The organism is Mesorhizobium sp. B2-5-3 (genome assembly GCF_006441005.1).
Taxonomy (GTDB): domain Bacteria; phylum Pseudomonadota; class Alphaproteobacteria; order Rhizobiales; family Rhizobiaceae; genus Mesorhizobium.
Genome location: NZ_VFUS01000006.1, coordinates 1 through 16,442, shown reverse-complemented (window position 1 = coordinate 16,442; position 16,442 = coordinate 1). Strand labels below are relative to the sequence as shown.

15 protein-coding genes and 2 pseudogenes are annotated in these 16,442 nt (G+C 63.2%); 13 read left to right on the top strand and 4 right to left on the bottom strand.

Annotation, left to right across the window (positions count from 1 at the left end; genetic code table 11):
* Positions 1 to 225: 225 nt before the first annotated feature.
* Together FJ867_RS15175 and FJ867_RS15170 are read left to right on the top strand one after the other, a co-directional pair.
* A complete protein-coding gene (locus FJ867_RS15175; RefSeq protein WP_140499854.1) occupies positions 226 to 1,215 on the top strand; it encodes a sugar-binding protein in 990 nt (329 codons plus the stop codon).
* A 181-nt stretch (positions 1,216 to 1,396) separates the two neighbouring features.
* Positions 1,397 to 2,179: a FadR/GntR family transcriptional regulator gene (locus tag FJ867_RS15170; protein ID WP_140557956.1), complete on the top strand. Its 783-nt coding sequence runs from the start codon at positions 1,397 to 1,399 to the stop codon at positions 2,177 to 2,179.
* 135 nt (positions 2,180 to 2,314) lie between these two features.
* Here FJ867_RS15170 and FJ867_RS15165 read toward each other — a convergent pair whose 3' ends face one another.
* The gene (locus FJ867_RS15165; RefSeq protein ID WP_140557958.1) at positions 2,315 to 3,253 is read right to left on the bottom strand and encodes an NAD(P)-dependent oxidoreductase; all 939 of its coding nucleotides are present in this window, start codon (positions 3,251 to 3,253) and stop codon (positions 2,315 to 2,317) included.
* A gap of 118 nt (positions 3,254 to 3,371) precedes the next feature.
* Here FJ867_RS15165 and FJ867_RS15160 point away from each other — a divergent pair, with 118 nt between their 5' ends.
* Positions 3,372 to 4,268, top strand: coding sequence for an NAD(P)-dependent oxidoreductase (locus FJ867_RS15160; RefSeq protein ID WP_140500155.1), 897 nt, complete (start codon positions 3,372 to 3,374; stop codon positions 4,266 to 4,268).
* Between the two features lie 104 nt (positions 4,269 to 4,372).
* Positions 4,373 to 5,149, top strand: coding sequence for a FadR/GntR family transcriptional regulator (locus FJ867_RS15155; protein WP_140500153.1), 777 nt, complete (start codon positions 4,373 to 4,375; stop codon positions 5,147 to 5,149).
* A 33-nt stretch (positions 5,150 to 5,182) separates the two neighbouring features.
* On the opposite strand, the gene FJ867_RS15150 is transcribed toward FJ867_RS15155, so the two are convergent.
* Positions 5,183 to 5,470, bottom strand: a complete 288-nt coding sequence (locus tag FJ867_RS15150; protein ID WP_140499848.1) for a DUF3175 domain-containing protein — start codon at positions 5,468 to 5,470, stop codon at positions 5,183 to 5,185.
* A 198-nt stretch (positions 5,471 to 5,668) separates the two neighbouring features.
* Here FJ867_RS15150 and FJ867_RS15145 point away from each other — a divergent pair, with 198 nt between their 5' ends.
* The 7 genes from FJ867_RS15145 to FJ867_RS15115 all read left to right on the top strand — a co-directional run bounded on the left by FJ867_RS15145 (position 5,669) and on the right by FJ867_RS15115 (position 13,698).
* The gene (locus FJ867_RS15145; protein ID WP_140500151.1) at positions 5,669 to 6,913 is read left to right on the top strand and encodes an MFS transporter; all 1,245 of its coding nucleotides are present in this window, start codon (positions 5,669 to 5,671) and stop codon (positions 6,911 to 6,913) included.
* 164 nt (positions 6,914 to 7,077) lie between these two features.
* On the top strand, positions 7,078 to 8,106 hold the full coding sequence (locus tag FJ867_RS15140) for a LacI family DNA-binding transcriptional regulator (RefSeq protein ID WP_140499846.1): 1,029 nt from the start codon (positions 7,078 to 7,080) through the stop codon (positions 8,104 to 8,106).
* A 309-nt stretch (positions 8,107 to 8,415) separates the two neighbouring features.
* Positions 8,416 to 9,543 (top strand): sugar ABC transporter substrate-binding protein, encoded by a 1,128-nt coding sequence (locus FJ867_RS15135; protein WP_140515835.1) that lies wholly within the window; start codon positions 8,416 to 8,418, stop codon positions 9,541 to 9,543.
* A 79-nt stretch (positions 9,544 to 9,622) separates the two neighbouring features.
* A complete protein-coding gene (locus FJ867_RS15130; RefSeq protein ID WP_140623073.1) occupies positions 9,623 to 11,170 on the top strand; it encodes a sugar ABC transporter ATP-binding protein in 1,548 nt (515 codons plus the stop codon).
* Positions 11,171 to 11,183: 13 nt separating this feature from the next.
* Complete coding sequence (locus FJ867_RS15125) at positions 11,184 to 12,164, top strand: ABC transporter permease (RefSeq protein ID WP_140499841.1); 981 nt, start codon at positions 11,184 to 11,186, stop codon at positions 12,162 to 12,164.
* Positions 12,161 to 13,147, top strand: coding sequence for an ABC transporter permease (locus FJ867_RS15120; protein ID WP_140553852.1), 987 nt, complete (start codon positions 12,161 to 12,163; stop codon positions 13,145 to 13,147). The genes FJ867_RS15125 and FJ867_RS15120 overlap by 4 nt, the downstream gene beginning before the upstream one ends.
* A gap of 23 nt (positions 13,148 to 13,170) precedes the next feature.
* Positions 13,171 to 13,698 carry a gluconokinase gene (locus tag FJ867_RS15115; RefSeq protein WP_181168365.1) on the top strand — a complete coding sequence of 176 codons (528 nt, stop codon included), beginning with the start codon at positions 13,171 to 13,173 and terminating at the stop codon, positions 13,696 to 13,698.
* A 62-nt stretch (positions 13,699 to 13,760) separates the two neighbouring features.
* On the opposite strand, the gene FJ867_RS15110 is transcribed toward FJ867_RS15115, so the two are convergent.
* Positions 13,761 to 14,210: an Rrf2 family transcriptional regulator gene (locus FJ867_RS15110; protein WP_013530871.1), complete on the bottom strand. Its 450-nt coding sequence runs from the start codon at positions 14,208 to 14,210 to the stop codon at positions 13,761 to 13,763.
* A 258-nt stretch (positions 14,211 to 14,468) separates the two neighbouring features.
* Complete coding sequence (locus FJ867_RS15105) at positions 14,469 to 15,455, bottom strand: sulfate ABC transporter substrate-binding protein (protein ID WP_140499837.1); 987 nt, start codon at positions 15,453 to 15,455, stop codon at positions 14,469 to 14,471.
* 212 nt (positions 15,456 to 15,667) lie between these two features.
* On the opposite strand from FJ867_RS15105, the pseudogene FJ867_RS28980 reads away from it, so the two are divergent.
* Both FJ867_RS28980 and FJ867_RS15095 read left to right on the top strand, forming a co-directional pair.
* A pseudogene (locus FJ867_RS28980) lies at positions 15,668 to 15,942 on the top strand (antitoxin).
* Positions 15,942 to 16,351 (top strand): annotated as a pseudogene (locus tag FJ867_RS15095) (type II toxin-antitoxin system VapC family toxin). Before FJ867_RS28980 ends, FJ867_RS15095 begins: the two co-directional pseudogenes overlap by 1 nt.
* Positions 16,352 to 16,442: the final 91 nt, after the last annotated feature.

Genomic DNA, 16,442 nt, shown 5'->3' with positions numbered 1-16,442 from the left:
TATTAGTTGAGCGTCGGAGGAAGATATGCCGGCTTTGACGACGTTGTTTGGCGGCGCAACCGGTAGAGGATTATCGACCGTGCCGGCATCGTTGCCGGGCTGGTCGCATCTGAAAATACTTATCGGCCTGGCCTGACGGCACGAGCGCTTGCTTCTGTCATCTCGCATTCGGCCGGTCTGTGTGGCGGGCACGCCGTGTCCGTCTGTTTCCAAGGGAGGACTGACATGAGGAAAACAGTTTTGCTCGCCGCCGTCGCCGCCATGGCGTTGGGCGCCGGGCCGGCTTTGGCCAAGAAGCAGCTCGTCATCGTGGTGAAAGGTCTCGACAATCCGTTCTTCGAGGCGATCCACCAGGGCTGCGAGAAATGGAACAAGGAAAACGCCAGCTCGGAATATGAGTGCTTCTACACCGGTCCGGCGTCGACTTCCGACGAGGCCGGCGAGGCGCAGATCGTGCAGGATATGCTGAGCAAGCCGGACACGGTGGCGATGGCGATTTCGCCGTCCAACGCGCCGCTGATCGCGCAAACGATCAAAAGCGCCAACCCGTCGATCCCGATCATGACCGTCGATGCCGATCTTGCCAAGGAAGACGCAGCACTTCGCAAGACTTATCTCGGCACCGACAACTATCTGATGGGCAAGAAGATCGGCGAATACATAAAGAAGGCCAAGCCGAAGGGCGGCACGATCTGCACCATCGAGGGCAATCCGGCGGCCGACAACATCCTTCGCCGCGCGCAAGGCATGCGTGATGCGCTGTCGGGCAAGGAAGGACTTGCAGCCCTTGCCGGCGAAGGCGGCTGGACGGAAGTGGCGGGCTGTCCGGTGTTCACCAATGACGACGGCGCCAAGGGCGTGCAGGCGATGACCGACATCCTTGCCGCCAACCCCAAGCTCGATGCGTTCGGCATCATGGGCGGCTGGCCGCTGTTCGGCGCGCCGCAGCCCTATCGCGATCTGGTCGGACCGCTGAAGGACAAGCTGGCCAGCAACGACTTCGTCATCGGCGCCGCCGACACGATCGGCGACGAGGTGGCGATCGCGCGGGATGGCCTTGTCACGGCGCTGGTCGGCCAGCGGCCGTTCGAGATGGGCTACAAGGCGCCGTCTGTGATGATCGACCTGGTCGAAGGCAAGAAGGTCGACGATCCGGTGTTCACCGGCCTCGACGAATGCACCAAGGATACGGTCGACACCTGTATCCAGAAGTAGGCGTCTCGATCGGGGCGCTCGCCAACGGGCGCCCCGCCACCTCTGCTGACGAACAGGGACACGCATTTCAGGGGCAGCGGCTCCGGCTTTGGCGCGCCCGAGGTTCGAATTTTTCGGCAATGGCATCGGCGGACCGACAGTTCCTGACCGGAACAGGTACGGCCGACGCATTGGAACGTGGATGCCGGACGAAAAGTCAAACAAGCGAGCCATTCGGACCAAGGCACAGGCCGGCCGCCGTCCGGTCGCCATGCGCCGGCCCGATGCGGCGCACTTTCCCGGTGCCAGCGTGCACGCCTCGCTGGCCAGCGAGATCGGGCTCAGGATCGTGCGCGGCGACTATCCGCCAGGCACCATCCTGCCCAACGAAGCCCAATGGTCGCAAACGTTCAACGTCAGCCGCTCGGCGGTGCGCGAGGCGATCAAGATGCTGATGGCCAAAAGCCTGCTCGCTTCGCGCCCCAAGATCGGCAGCTGGGTCGAACCGAAGGAGCGCTGGAACCTGCTCGACCGCGACGTGCTCGCCTGGTACGCGACCGCGCCGGACCGTGAGGTGTTCCTGCGGACGGTACAGGAGTTCCGCCATATCATCGAGCCGGAAGCGAGCGCCTTTGCCGCGGTGCGGCGGACCGACGAGCAGATGGCCGAGATCAGCCAGGCCTGCCGCGAGATGGGCGAGGCGGCAAGCCTTCAGGAGCGCATCCGGGCCGACACGCGCTTTCATCTCGCCATCCTGCGGGCCTCCGGCAACGACCTGCTGGTGCCGCTCGGCGTGCTCATCGAGTCGGCGCTTGACCATCTCTTCGTCTTCACGACTCAGCAGGTCGGCGACCAACGGCGGGCCCAGAGGCTGCACGAGGCGATCGAGAAGAATATTCGTTTGCAGCGCCCCTCAGCGGCGCGCAACGCCGTGCACAAGCTACTCGCCGATACCGATGAAGGGATCGGAAGAGGGCGAGGGTGATCGACGCTCGCGCTTGGTGATCACCTTTCTATGGACGATGCGTAGCCTTCTGCGGCCTTTCGCAGGCTCCCGGCGTTTGAAGCTCGAAAAGCCAAGCTATTGGCTTTCATCCGGTGCGCGGACCGCTTCTTACCCTTAAATCGTCTGTTTCTTTCCATCTTTCATCGGCATCAGATCGACACCGTTGACCTTGCCGATATGGGTGGCCAGCATCGGCACGTACTGCTCGGCCGGTCCGGTGGCGTGTGCTCCGGCGAAAGCGTTCTTGGTGGCGTTGCCGAGGGGGTTGGCAATGCCGGCAGAACCCGCCATCGATTCGAGGTAGGTCAAGTCCTTGAAGGCGTTGGCAATAGTGAATTTGTGGGCGTCGCGGTCGCCCTCCAACGTCCAGCGCATGAAGGTCTGGTAGAAGCCGCAATCCATGCGGCCGTTGCGGATGACGCTGTCGAAGCGCTGCGGCGAGATGCCGACCTTCTCGGCCAAGGCCAATGCCTCGGAATAGATCGCCGCATAGCCCAGCGAGACGAAATTGTTGAGCAATTTCATGCGGTGGCCGTCGCCGGTGTCGCCGATATGGACGATACGGCCGGCCCAGGTTTCGATCACCGGTTTGACCCTGGCAAAGACGGCGTCGGGTGCGCCGACCATGGCGTCGAGCGTGCCTTCCCAAGCCTCCTTCGGCGTGCGGCTGAGCGGTGCATCGACATAGTTGACGCCGAGCGCCTTGAGTTCGGCGGCCAGCGCAGCGGTCGAGACCGGGTCGGAGGTCGAGCAGTCGACGACTACCGAGCCTTTTCTCAATCCTTCCTTGAGACCGCCGGGGCCTCGAATGATGGCTTCGACCTCACGCGAACCGGTGACGCAGATGAAGACGATCGTCGATGCCGCCGCCACGTCGCGGGAGGTCGAGGCTTCGTGGGCGCCGCGATTAGCCATATCCTCCGCCGGCTTGCGATTCTTGCGGCCGAGGAAGGTCAGGTGATAGCCTTTATCGACGATGTTCTTGGCGATGCCATGACCCATCAGGCCAAGGCCGATGAAGCCGATCTTCTCGCTCGCGGCGGTCGTGTTCATTCTGTCTGTCCTGTGTTGCGATTATCGATAATGTCGCCGCTCTTTTAGCCGCAAGCGGTTGCAGAAAGCAATATTGTCTGACAATACACATAATTCCTGAGCTTTCGTGGAGACCAGAATAATGAAGCGGATCATGTTCACCGGCGGCAGCGGCAAGGCTGGGCGCCACGTCGTGCAATATCTGGTGGAGCAGGGCTGCCAGGTGCTCAACATCGACACCAAGCCGCTCGACAATCCCAAGGTGCGCACGCTGATCACCGACATCACCGACAGCGGGCAGGTGTTCAACGCGCTGTCGAGCTATGCGGGCTTGCATGAATTCGACCCGTCGCTGCGCCCCCAGCCCGTCGACGCCGTGGTGCATTTCGCCGCGATCCCGCGCATCATGATCACGCCCGACAACGAAGTGTTCCGCATCAACGCGCTCGGTACCTACAATGTCATCGAGGCGGCGGTGAAGCTCGGCATCCGCAAGGTGATAATCGCCTCCAGCGAGACGACCTACGGGCTGGTCTTCGCCAACGAGCCGCGCACGCCGAAATATTTCCCGCTCGACGAAGAATACGACGTCGATCCGATGGACAGCTATGCCCTTTCCAAGGTGGTCAACGAGAAGACGGCACGGGCCTTTGCGCAGCGCGACGGTGCCGACATCTATGCATTGCGCATCGGCAACGTCATCGAACCGCACGAATACTCCCTGTTTCCGAAATGGTTCGCCGATCCCGGTTTCCGCAAGCGCATCGCCTGGAGCTATGTCGATGCGCGCGACCTCGGCCAGATCACGCTGCGCGCCATCGAGAAGGATGGGCTCGGCTACCAGGTGTTCAACGCTGCCAATGACGACACGTCGTCGGACCTGCCGACCGCGGAACTGCTGAAGCGCTTCTATCCCGGTGTGCCGGTCAAGGGTGAGCTCGGCGAATTCGAGACGCTGCTGTCCAATCGCAAGGCGCGCGACATGTTGGGCTTTCGGCCGGAACACAGCTGGCGCAAATACGTGAGGATCTCTTGAAAACAGGCCCCGCCGGGGGGTTGAGCTGTGCACAGAAGCCGGCGTTGCGGGTGAACCCGCTTGCCGTGCTTGACAGCTTGCTCAATCCGGACTTTCTGGAGCCTATGCGGGACGCGAAGCCGAACAAGGAAAAATCGCCGGCAAAAGCGGCATCGGCCGAGCGTCAGGCCGGCGTTCGCCGCACCGATGCGGCGCGCATTCCGGGTTCCAGCGTGCACACCTCGCTGGCCAGCGAAATCGGGCTCAGGATCGTGCGCGGCGACTATCCGCCCGGCACCATCCTGCCCAACGAAGCCAAATGGTCGGAGACCTTCAGCGTCAGCCGCTCGGCGGTACGCGAGGCGATCAAGATGCTGATGGCCAAAAGCCTGCTCGCCTCGCGCCCGAAGATCGGCAGCTGGGTCGAGCCGAAAGAACGTTGGAATCTGCTCGACCGCGACGTGCTTGCCTGGTACGCGACCTCGCCGGACCGCGAGGTATTTCTGAAGACGGTGCAGGAATTCCGCCACATCATCGAGCCGGAGGCATCCGCTTTTGCCGCCATGCGGCGGACCGACGAGCAGATGGCCGAAATCAGCCAGGCCTGCCGCGAGATGGGCGAGGCACCAAGCCTGCAGGAGCGCACCCGCGCCGACACGCGCTTTCATCTCGCGATCCTGCGGGCGTCTGGCAACGACCTGCTGGTGCCGCTCGGGGTGCTGATCGAATCCGCCTTCGACCATCTCTTCACCTATACGACGCGGGAACTCGACGATTTGCAGCACGCACAGAAGATGCATGAGGCGATCGAGAAGAACATCCGCCTGCAGCGGCCCGACGCGGCGCGTGCCGCGGTGCGCAAGCTGCTCGCCAACACAGACGGCGTGATCAGGTCACGATAAGCCGTTCCAGGAACCCGTCACGCGGCTTGCTGCCTACTCTTCCTTCTCACGTCCGAACGCCGCGCGCAGTTCGTCCTTGGCGTCCTCGAGCACCTTCTTCTGCTTCGCCGGCAGGTTCTTGCCGGCACGGTTGATGTAGAAGTTCAGCATCGACATGGCGGACTGGAACGGTTCGGCCTTGCGCCGGTCGCTGTGTTCGGCCGACCGCTTGAGCGAAGCCGCGATCTTCTTCGGGTCGTGGGATTCGAAGACATGGTCTTCGAGATCCATGGCATTGCTGTGCTCGGTCACCTCAGCCGACCATTTCCGTTTCGCGGTCATGGCAATCTCCTTCGCGTTGAGCCGATTGCAAAACGTCCTTCATCGTCGCACGTTCCGGTGAGCCCGGAACCGGCGAACCCTGGAACCATGGAATTACCCACGTGGCGCTGCTCGGCGCCGCGAATGCGCCGATAGTGGTGGAAGGACCGTCGGCCGCTAGGCCGCATGACCGCGACCATGGTCAATGTCGATGACGGAATGGGAAACAGCTTGGCCTCGATCTTCTCCTCACCAGCAGCCGGCAATGCGGTCGTCGACAGCTCGCATGCATGGATACGGCTGGCGGTGTCGATGCTTTTGTCAACAGTCGGCGGCGTCGGCATGTGGGCCGTGGTCGTGGTGCTGCCGGCCGTGCAGGCCGAGTTCGGCGTCGACAGGGCCGACGCCGCTCTGCCCTACACCGCGACCATGGTCGGCTTTGCCGCCGGAAACGTTCTGGTCGGGCGCGCCATCGACCGTGTCGGCTACTGGATCCCGGCGCTTGTTTCCTCGATGGCGCTGGTTGCCGGCTTCCTGCTGGCGGCGCTGTCGACCTCGATCCTGCAGTTCACGCTCGCCCAGGGCTTGCTGATCGGGGTCGGTACATCGGCGATCTTCGGGCCGCTGATCGCTGACATCTCGCATTGGTTCAACCGCCGGCGCGGCGTCGCCGTGGCGGCGGCCGCGGCCGGCAGCTATCTCGCCGGAACGATCTGGCCTACCGTCATGCCACCCCTGATGAAGGCGGAAGGCTGGCGCTTCACCTATGTGGCCATCGGCATCTTCTGCCTGGCGACCATGGTGCCGCTGGTGCTGATGCTGCGGCGCGGCGCCCCGATCGCGGCCGCCGGTTCCGCGGGCAGCCGGCTGGTGCAGCCGATCTCGTTGTCGCCGACGGCACTCCAGGTGCTGCTTGTCATTGCTGGTCTTGGCTGCTGCGTGGCGATGTCGATGCCGCAGGTGCATATCGTGGCCTATTGCATGGATCTTGGCTACGGCGTCGCGCATGGCGCCGACATGCTGTCGATCATGATGGCGGCCGGCGTGGTCAGCCGCGTGGCTTCGGGCTTCGTTGCCGACCGCATCGGCGGAGTGAAGACCCTGCTTATCGGCTCGGTGCTGCAATGCCTGTCACTGTTCTTTTACATTCCCTTCGACGGGCTTGCCTCGCTCTACGTCGTTTCGCTGGTCTTCGGCCTGTCGCAGGGTGGCATCGTGCCCTGCTATGCTATCATCGTGCGGGAATACATGCCCGCCAGGGAGGCCGGCCAACGCGTCGGCATTGTCATCATGGCGACCATTTTCGGCATGGCGATCGGCGGCTGGATGTCGGGCTGGATCTACGACCTGACCGGCTCCTACGCCGCCGCGTTCCTGAACGGCATCGCCTGGAACCTGCTGAACATCCTGGTGATGGTGCTGGTGCTTTGGAAGGCAAGACGCGGCGCAACGGCGATGGCCTGAGGCAGAGCGGAAGCACTCGCCCGCAAGCGCCTCGGCTTGACAACGGGCCGGGGCTGCGCGACGCCAGAGGCGAGTGGTGCGGCACAGGCTGGTGAAATGGCGACAGCAACGTCGATCGTATTGCGGCAGCGCCTTGGCGGCCACGCACCGCATGGAGCCTGTCCTTGATCAAGCCGCGCTCGCGCCGAGGCGGCGGCCGCCCGACCATATCAGACGTCGCGCGCAAGGCGGGCGTAGGCGCCATCACCGTGTCTCGCGCCTTGCGCGAGCCGGAGCGGGTCTCGCAGGACCTGCGCCGCCAGATCCAGGCCGCCGTCGACGAGCTCGGTTATGTGCCGGATCCCAACGCGCGGGCGCTGGCCTCGGCCCGCGCCGAGGTGTTCGGCGTGCTGGTGCCGTCGCTTACCAACAACGTCTTTGCCGAGGTGGTGCGTGGCATCTATGACAGCCTGTCGGATAGCGCCTTCCGCATCCAGCTCGGCAACACCCACTATTCCGGCCTCGAGGAAGAACGGCTGCTGCAGGTGTTCGGGCCGCAAAGGCCGGCGGCGCTGATCGTGGCCGGCATCGACCAGACGCCGGCCTCGCGAAAACTGCTGGAGAATGCAGGCTGCCCGGTGGTCCAGGTCATGGAAACCGGCCCGGATCCGGTCGATATGATGGTCGGCTTCTCGCATCTGGACGGGGGCAGGGCGGCGACTGAGCATCTGCTCGAAGCGGGTTACCGCCGCATCGGATTCATCGGTGCGCGCATGGATCCGCGCTCGCAGCGGCGCTTGGCCGGATACCGCATGGCAGTGGAGAAAGCCGGCCTATTCGATCCACGACTGATCACCACCACGCCGGTGCCGTCCAGTGTGACGCTGGGACGCGAACTTTTCCGCGACGCGCTGGCCAAGATGCCGACGCTCGACGGCGTATTCTGCAACAATGACGACATCGCGCTAGGCGCGCTGTTCGAGTGTCATCGCGCTTCGATCGGTGTGCCCAAGAGGATCGGCATCGTCGGCTTCAACGATCTCGACATGATGCAGGTGGCGTTTCCCTCCGTCACCAGCATCCGCACGCCCCGCTACGAGATCGGACGGCGGGCAGTGGCCATGGCGCTGGCGGCGATAGGAGGCGAGCCTCCGCAGCAGCGCGTCGTGGATCTCGGTTTCGAACTCATGCGCCGCGAGAGCACGGCGCGCTAAACACGCTTTCGCGATCAAGAGAAAGGGCGCTTTACACACCGTTCATGGTAGCGCTACCGTCGTCGTCGGACAGGAAAGAGAAATGCAACGGTACGGCGCCTGTCTATTATACATAAGCGACAACTAATTCTTGTTTATTATGTATAATATGCTATTTTCCCAGCAACCTGGGAACGACGGGGGAGGAGGCATCGCATAGACCATTGGCCATCGGAAAGGCAGGTACGGCAAGGCAGGAGGAGCCGGAGCCGACCGTGCGAAATTCACATCGCGAAACGACGTCAGAATTACAAAATGGGAGGATTATCGATGATCAAGTCACTGGTAGGTGGCATCGTTGCCGCCAGCGCATTCGTCATGCTCAACTCGGCCGCCATGGCCGCCGGCCCCGAGATCGTGCCGGGCCCGGCCGCCCAAGCCGACTGCTTCGCGCCTTGGAGCGCGGACACGAAATTCTTCAAATATCCCAAAAAGGAAGGCCCATACCGCATCGCCTTCGCCAATGGCTATATCGCCAACACCTGGCGCATCCAGATGGTGCAGACCGCAAAGGCCTATGCCGCCCAGCCGGACGTCAAAGCCAAGATCAAGGAATTCAAGGTCGTCTCGACCGGCGAGGACGTGCCGGCGCAGATCTCGGCGATCAACAACTTCATCGATTCCGGCTATGACGCGATCGTCACCGACGCGCAGAACCCGACTGCTTTCGGCCCGGTCATCAAGCGCGCCAAGCAGGCTGGCATCGTGCTGGTCGCCTTCGACAACATCCTCGACACCAAGGATGCCATCAACGTCAATGTGGACCAGAAGGGCCTCGGCGAATTGTGGGCCAAATGGCTGGTCGCGAAGGTGCCGAATGGCGGCAAGATTCTCGAAGTGCGCGGCGTTGCCGGCACCTCCGTCGATACCGATCGCCACAACGGCATCCACGAGGTGCTCGACGCTTCCGGCAAGAAATGGGACGTCACCGAAGTCGCCGGCAAGTGGGACGACGGCGTGGCACAGAAGGTCACCGCCGACGCGATCGCCACCAACGGGCCATTCGACGGCATCACCGGCCAGGGCGGCGACACCGGCATCGTGCAGGCGATGATCGATGCCAAGCATCCGTTCGTGCCCTTTGGCGGTGAAACCGAAAACGGCTTCCGCAAGTTCTGCGCGGCGCATTCGGCCGACGGGTTGAAGTGCTCTTCCGCGGGCTCGGGCCCGGCCCAGGTCGCCGTCGCCATCAAGACCGCGATTGCAGCGCTCGAAGGCGAAGTGGTGCCGCAAGAGGTGAAGCTGCCGCTGGCGATCGCCGAAGATCCGAACATGAAGGAAGGCACGGATTACTTCCCGAAAGAGTCGGACAATTTCTTCGTCGGCAACTCCTTCCCAACCTGCGGCATCAACTTCAGCGCCCAGGAAATCATGGGTCAGACCAAGGAAAATCAGTAGTTTCCAGTGGATATCGTTTCGGCGCCGCGGCTAAGCCGCGGCGCCGGTTCTTGAATGTTCGAGCGCCCTGGGAGGGTTGATGGACGGTGCGGCTCCGCTCTTGCGCATGGAAGGCATATCGAAGCGCTATGGCGGCGTGCGGGCGCTGGAGAAGGCCGACCTGTCGGTCGAGGCCGGCAGCATCCACGCCATCCTCGGCGAAAACGGCGCCGGCAAGTCGACGCTGATCAAGATCATGGCGGGCGTCGTTGCGCCCGACGAGGGCCGCATGGTGCTGGACGGGCGAGAGGCGACCTTCGCCTCGCCGGGCGCCGCGAACAAGGCCGGCATAGTTTGCATCTTCCAGGAGTTGTCGCTGATTCCCGAACTCAGCGTCGCCGACAACATCGTCATATCCGATCCGCCGAAACGCTTCGGCATGATCGACCGCAAGGCGCAGCGGCGCATCGCCGAGGACGCGCTGGCGCGTGCGGGAGCATCCGACATTCATCCGCTGGCGCTGGTCAAGGACCTGCCGCTGTCACGCCGGCAGATGGTCGAGATCGCCAAGGCATTGGCCAGGAAGCCACGCATCCTGATCCTCGACGAGGCGACCTCGGCACTGACGGCGGCGGATGTGTCGAAGATCTTCGCTGTGCTGAAGCGGCTGCGTTCGGAAGGGCTGGCGCTGCTCTACATCTCGCACCGCATGAACGAGATCGCCGAATTGGCGGACCAGTGCACGGTGTTCCGCAACGGCCGCAATGTCGCCAGCTATCCCGCCGGCTCGAAGAGCGACAGTGAAGTCGTCGAACTGATGATCGGGCGCGAATACAGCCATATCTTCCCGCCCAAGCCGACATTCGCGCCGGCCGTCACCGCGCCGGTGCTCGAAGCCCGCAAGCTCTCCTGGACGGATCGCCTGCACAACATCTCGCTGTCGGTCAGGGCAGGCGAGGTGGTCGGCCTCGGCGGCCTCGACGGGCAGGGCCAACGCGAATTGCTGCTCGCTTTCTTCGGCGTCCTGCGTGGCCTTTCCGGCCAGATCCTGGTCGACGGTAAGCCGGTCGGCATCGCCAGCCCCGCCGCCGCACGCGAGAACGGCATCGGCATGGCGCTCATTCCCGAGGATCGCAAGACCGAAGGCCTGATGCTGCCGATGACGGTGCGCGAGAACCTGTCTTTCGCCGCACTCGACCGGCTGTCGAAAGGCGGCATAATAGACCGCGCCGCCGAGCAGCGGCTTATCGACGACATGGTCGGCCTGCTGGCGATCAAGACGGCCGGCCTCGACATTCCGGTCGGCGCGTTGTCGGGCGGCAACCAGCAGAAGGTCGTCATCGCCAAATGGCTGATGCGCCAGCCGCGCATCATCCTGCTCAACGATCCGACGCGCGGCATCGATGTCGGCACCAAGCAGGAGCTGTATCAGCTGATGCGCAAGCTGGCGGACGCGGGGGCGGCAATCCTGTTCTATTCGACCGACTATGACGAGCTGATCGGCTGCTGCGACCGTGTGCTGGTGCTCTATGACGGGGCGGTCAAGCGCGAATTGGTGGGCGCCGAAATCACCGAACGGGCTCTGATATCAAGCGCGCTCAACATGCCTGGCGGGGATAGCCCGGTGAACCGGGGAGCGAACGCGTGAAAGGGATTTTGGCGTGAAGGATTGGCGCTACTGGTTGGCGGAGCAGCGCGGAACGCTGCTGGCGCTTGGCATCTTCATCGTCATGTTCGTCATCTACACCGCGAACCATCCGGCCGGCTTCACCGCCAATGTCGTGCAGACGGCGGCCAACAAGGGCGTGCTGCTGGCCTTCGTCGCCATGGCGCAGACGCTGGTGGTGATCACCGCGGGCATCGACCTTTCCGTCGGCATGATCTTCCTGTTGACCAACTGCCTGGCCTCGTGGCTGGTGGTGGGCACGCCGGTGCAGACGGCGCTTGGCGTGTTGGCGGTACTGGCCGTCGGACTGCTGTGCGGGGCGATCAACGGCGCCATCGTCATCTACGGGCGGCTGCAGCCGATCGTCGCCACGATCGCCACCGGCGCGGTCTATTATGGCATCGGGCTTCTACTGCGGCCGTTCCCGGGCGGATCGGTCAACGAGGATCTGGCTGACGCGCTGACGGGCCGTGTGTTTGACGTGGTGCCGGCCAGCATGGTTGTGCTCCTGGCCGTCGTGTTGGTGATCTGGGTGCCGTTCAGCCGTTCGGTGCTTGGCCGCGCGGCCTATGCGGCAGGGTCGTCGGAAATGGCGGCCTACATGTCAGGCGTGCCCATCCGGCGCGGCAAGTTCGCAGCCTATACGCTGGCGGGGCTGCTGGCCTCGATCGGCGGCCTGTTCCTGACGTTCTTCACCTATACGGGCGAAGCGGCCTATGCCAGCGGCAACTCCTACACGCTGTTTTCCATTGCCGCCGTGGTGCTGGGCGGCGTCTCGCTGTTCGGCGGCAAGGGGAGTGCCATTGGCGCGATCTTCGGCGCACTCGCCTTCCGCACCATCGGCGATCTGTTGTTCGTCTTCGATTTCGATCCGCTGTGGCAGCCGCTGTTCCAGGGCGTTATCCTGCTGATCGCCGTCAGCCTCGGCGCCTTCGCCCTGTTTCGAGTCCGCAACCGGCTGGAGTGGTTCCTGTGAGCGAGACGACATTGGGCGGCATTGCCGGCCGCATGCCGAAATTCATTCGCCGCGCCGACCCCGCGGTGTTGACGGCCTTTGCCTGCATCGTGGTCCTGCTCCTGCTGGGCAGTCTTTATTCGCGCAGCTTCCTGTCGCCTGAATATCTCTTGCAGCAGCTCAAGGTGGCCTCGTTTCTCGGCGTCATCGCCACCGGCATGATGCTGGTCATCCTGCTCGGCCAGATCGATCTGTCGGTGCCGTGGTCGGTGGCGGCGGGCGCGATGATGGCTTGCGCCGCTGCCGCGTATGGCCCGGCCGGCGTTGCGTTGGCCATTCCATTCGGCATCCTGTGCGGGGTGCTGATCGGCATCGTCAACGGCATCGGCGTCGCCTATCTGCGCATTCCCTCCATGATCATTACGCTCGCCACAAACGCCGTCGCGCAAGGGCTGATGGTGGTCTACACCGGCGGCTTCTCGCCCCAGGATTCGGCCACCGGCGCCATGCGCTACCTGGCCACCGGCTTTGCCATTCCGGGAGTTCCCAACGCGGTCATCATCTGGGCGCTGATCGGCGCCGCGATGGTGTTCGTTCTGACCCGCACCGGCTTTGGCCGCACCGTCTACGGCATCGGCAACCGCGAGCGTGCCGCCTACCTCTCCGGCATCGACACAAGGCGCGTGGTGATGATCGCCTTTGCCGTCTCCGGCGGGCTCTCCGCCTTCGGCGGGGTGCTGCTTGCCGGCTACGCCTCCAAGGCGGCGCAGTCGATGGGCGACGCCTATCTCCTGCCGTCGATCGCGGCCGTCGTGCTGGGCGGCACCTCGATCCTTGGCGGGCGCGGCTCCTATCTCGGCACTGTCGCCGGCGTCATCCTGATCACGCTCCTGCAATCCATACTGTCGGTCATGCAGATGCCGGAGGCGGGTAGGCAGATCATCTACGGCGTCGTCATCGTCGCCATGCTGCTGCTCTACGGCCGCGCGCCGGCAAGCCGCTGACAGTGGACGAAAAGGCTCAGCGGATGGCGGAGGCCGCCCCCGGCTCTGTACCCCCAGCCATTGTGGTTATGGGTGTCGCCGGATGCGGCAAATCGGTCGTCGGTGCAGCGCTGGCAACCGCGCTGGGCGCGGTCTTCATCGAGGGTGACCGTCTTCATCCCCCCGAGAACGTCGCCCGCATGGCAAGCGGTCAGCCGCTTACCGATCAACTGCGCGAAGGCTGGCTCGATGCAATCGGCGAGCGCATCGCAGCGTCGGCCGGTGAGGGGCGGGGCGTGGTCGCTGCCTGCTCGGCGTTGAAGCGAAGCTACCGCGAGCGCCTGCGTGGCATTTGCCGAGACATCGTCTTCCTCTATCTGGAGATCGATCCGGCCATGGCGAGGCTGCGGGTCGCCAGCCGCAAGGGCCATTTCATGCCGGCAAGCCTGGTCGACAGCCAATTCGCCATTCTCGAGCCACCGGCGGCGGATGAGCGGGCGCTGACGCTCGATGCGACGCGCCCGATCGCCGACCTCGTCGCCGAGGCGGTGCGCATGACGCGGCGGTTCTGAACCTTGATCGGCGCCATACCGGCATGCGACTTACGCCGGCAAGTGCGGCGCATGCGCAGGATCTAGATCTGCGACGTCAACTCGACCGGAAAATCATCATTGTCGGCATCGCGCATGGCGGCAAGGCTGCGGTTGTCCAGCACCTCGGCGATTGCCTGGCGCACCTCGAGCATCATGTGCCGGACCTGGCACGTCGCTTCGTCGCAATCCTCGCAGCGCTGATACTGCGTGCGGCTGGCGCATGGGATCGGCGCCAGCGGCCCGTCCAGCACACGCACCACATGGCCGATCTTGATCTCCGAGGCCGGGCGGGCGAGGCGATAGCCGCCTTCCTTGCCTTTGCGGCTCTGGACGAAGCCGGCATTGCGCAGCTCGCCCAGAATGGCATCGAGGAATTTTTTCGGGATGTTGTTGGCGACCGCGATGTCGTTGACGAAGGCCAATTGGCCAGCCGGCAAGCCGGACAGATGCACGAGGGCCTTGAGGCCGTATTTGCCTTTTTTAGTCAGCATGCCCGAGTCAACCCATGAAGCCCCAACAATCCGCATCTGGCGGCTGTTTGTGTGCAAATGATGACGGGGCTTGTGGAGCGCTGCCGTTTCGCGAACAAGCCGATTTGTCGGCACGTTAGGCGCAAACGCGTTGATTCTTCGTAACCTTTTGCGCGGCTGGCGTCGTATTTGCCATATTTTGCCGCAAACGGCGAAAGCCGGCAAAGCGCCGGCTTTCCTGATTTGCTTATCGTAACGTGCTATCGCGCCGCGAAAACCTTATCGGCTGCCATAGGCCTGGTCGAGCAGGCCGCCGGCGGCGAAATGCTCTTTCTGGATGTTGTCCCAGCCGCCGAAGACGTTTTCCACCGTCAGCAGGCGCACGTCCGGGAAGTCGGCCTTGTGTTTGGCGGCGACGGCCGTGTCGCGGGCGCGCAGGCCATTGTCAGCGGCGATGTCCTGCCCTTCGGGCGTATAGAGGAAATCGAGATAGCTTTTGGCCAGATCACGCGTGCCATGTTCGTCGGCGACCTTGTCGACGATCGCCACCGGGAATTCTGCCAGCAGGCTGACGGAAGGCGTGACCTGCTCGAATTTGTCGTCGCCATACTCCTTGCGGATGCCGCGGGTTTCGGATTCGAACGTGATCAGCACGTCACCGATCTCGCGCTGCACGAAAGTGGTGGTGGCTGCGCGCCCGCCCGTGTCGAAGATCGGCACGTTGTTGAACAACTTGGTGATGAATTCCTTCACCTTGGCGTCGTCGCCCTTGAAGGCCTCCTTGGCGTAGGCGGTCGCCGCCAGATAGGTGTAGCGCGCATTGCCCGAGGTTTTCGGGTTGGGGAAGATCACCTGCACGTCGTCGCGCACCAAGTCGTTCCAATCCTTGATGTGCTTGGGGTTGCCCGCCCGCACCAGGAAGGACGGCAGCGAATAGAAGGGCGAGGCGTTGTCGGGAAAATCCTTCTGCCAGTCGGCCGAGACGAGGCCCTTCTTGACCAGGAAGTCGATGTCGGTGACCTGGTTGAAGGTGACGACATCAGCGCCGAGCCCTTCGGCGATGGCGCGTGCCTGAGCCGAGGTGCCGGCATGCGACTGGTCGATGCTCACGCCCGGGTGCTTCTCGATGAATGCCTTGTTGACCTGGACGAACAGTTCGCGGCCGACGTCATAGGAGGCGTTGAGCAGCTTGTCGGCAGACCAGGCTTGGGAAGATGCGAGGAACAGGCCGGCGACGGTGGCGACGCCGAGGAGAAATCGCTTCATGAAATAAGGCTCCGCGTAGTGCTTAATCGCCCGACCATAGCCCTGCGCCACTGGCCCGACGAGGCACCTGCAATGGTTTCGCGGGTGCCGCCGTAAGAAAAAATGTCGTCAAGAGCGCTGTCATTAGAATTCTGTTCCTCCCAACGCTTCCTTACCCTTGCATTGCTGAGCCAGCATGCATGTACAATATGCATATACAAAGGGAGGCAACCATGCCCCGACATCGCCATTCAACAACGCGGCCGTCGAAGGAGGCGAAGCTGTTTCGCAATAACCGCAGCCAGGCGGTGCGCATTCCTGTCGAGTTCGAGCTCCCCGGCGAGAGGTCCTGATCAGCCGTGAAAGCGACCGCCTTGTCATTGAGCCGATCCGCAAAGCTGGGCTCGGCGCGTTGCTCGCCCAATGGGCAAACGAGCCGCCGCTCGGCCCCGAGGGCGATCTTCCCGAAATCAATGATGCGCCGGTCGAATCCGAGGACATTTTTTGATGCGGTTTATGCTGGACACCAACATCATCAGTGACATGATTCGAAATCCGGCTGGCAAAGCGGCCAATGCAGTGGAGCGCGAGGGAGACGACGCCATTTGCACAAGTATCGTGGTTGCCTCGGAATTGCGATATGGCTGTGCCAGGAAGGGATCAACCAAGCTGCTCAAAAAAGTCGAGCAATTGATGGCCGAGATTCCGGTCTTGCCGCTCGATGTGCCGGCGGATGCAGAGTATGGCGCCCTTCGTGCAGAACTGGAGGCCGCCGGCCAACCCATTGACCATACGACCTTTTTATTGCTGCGCACGCCTGCGCTGTGGGCATCACTTTGGTAACGGCCAATACGGGCGAGTTCATGCGAATCCGCAACCTCAAGATCGAGAACTGGCTGGAGTGGTGCTCGGTCTAATATCAAGCAGCCGGAAACAGCTTCCAGCGGCCCGGGCGGAACGCTACCCGGCTCTTCTGTGCCGCGGGGTGGTCGACGGGCAGCTCGATCT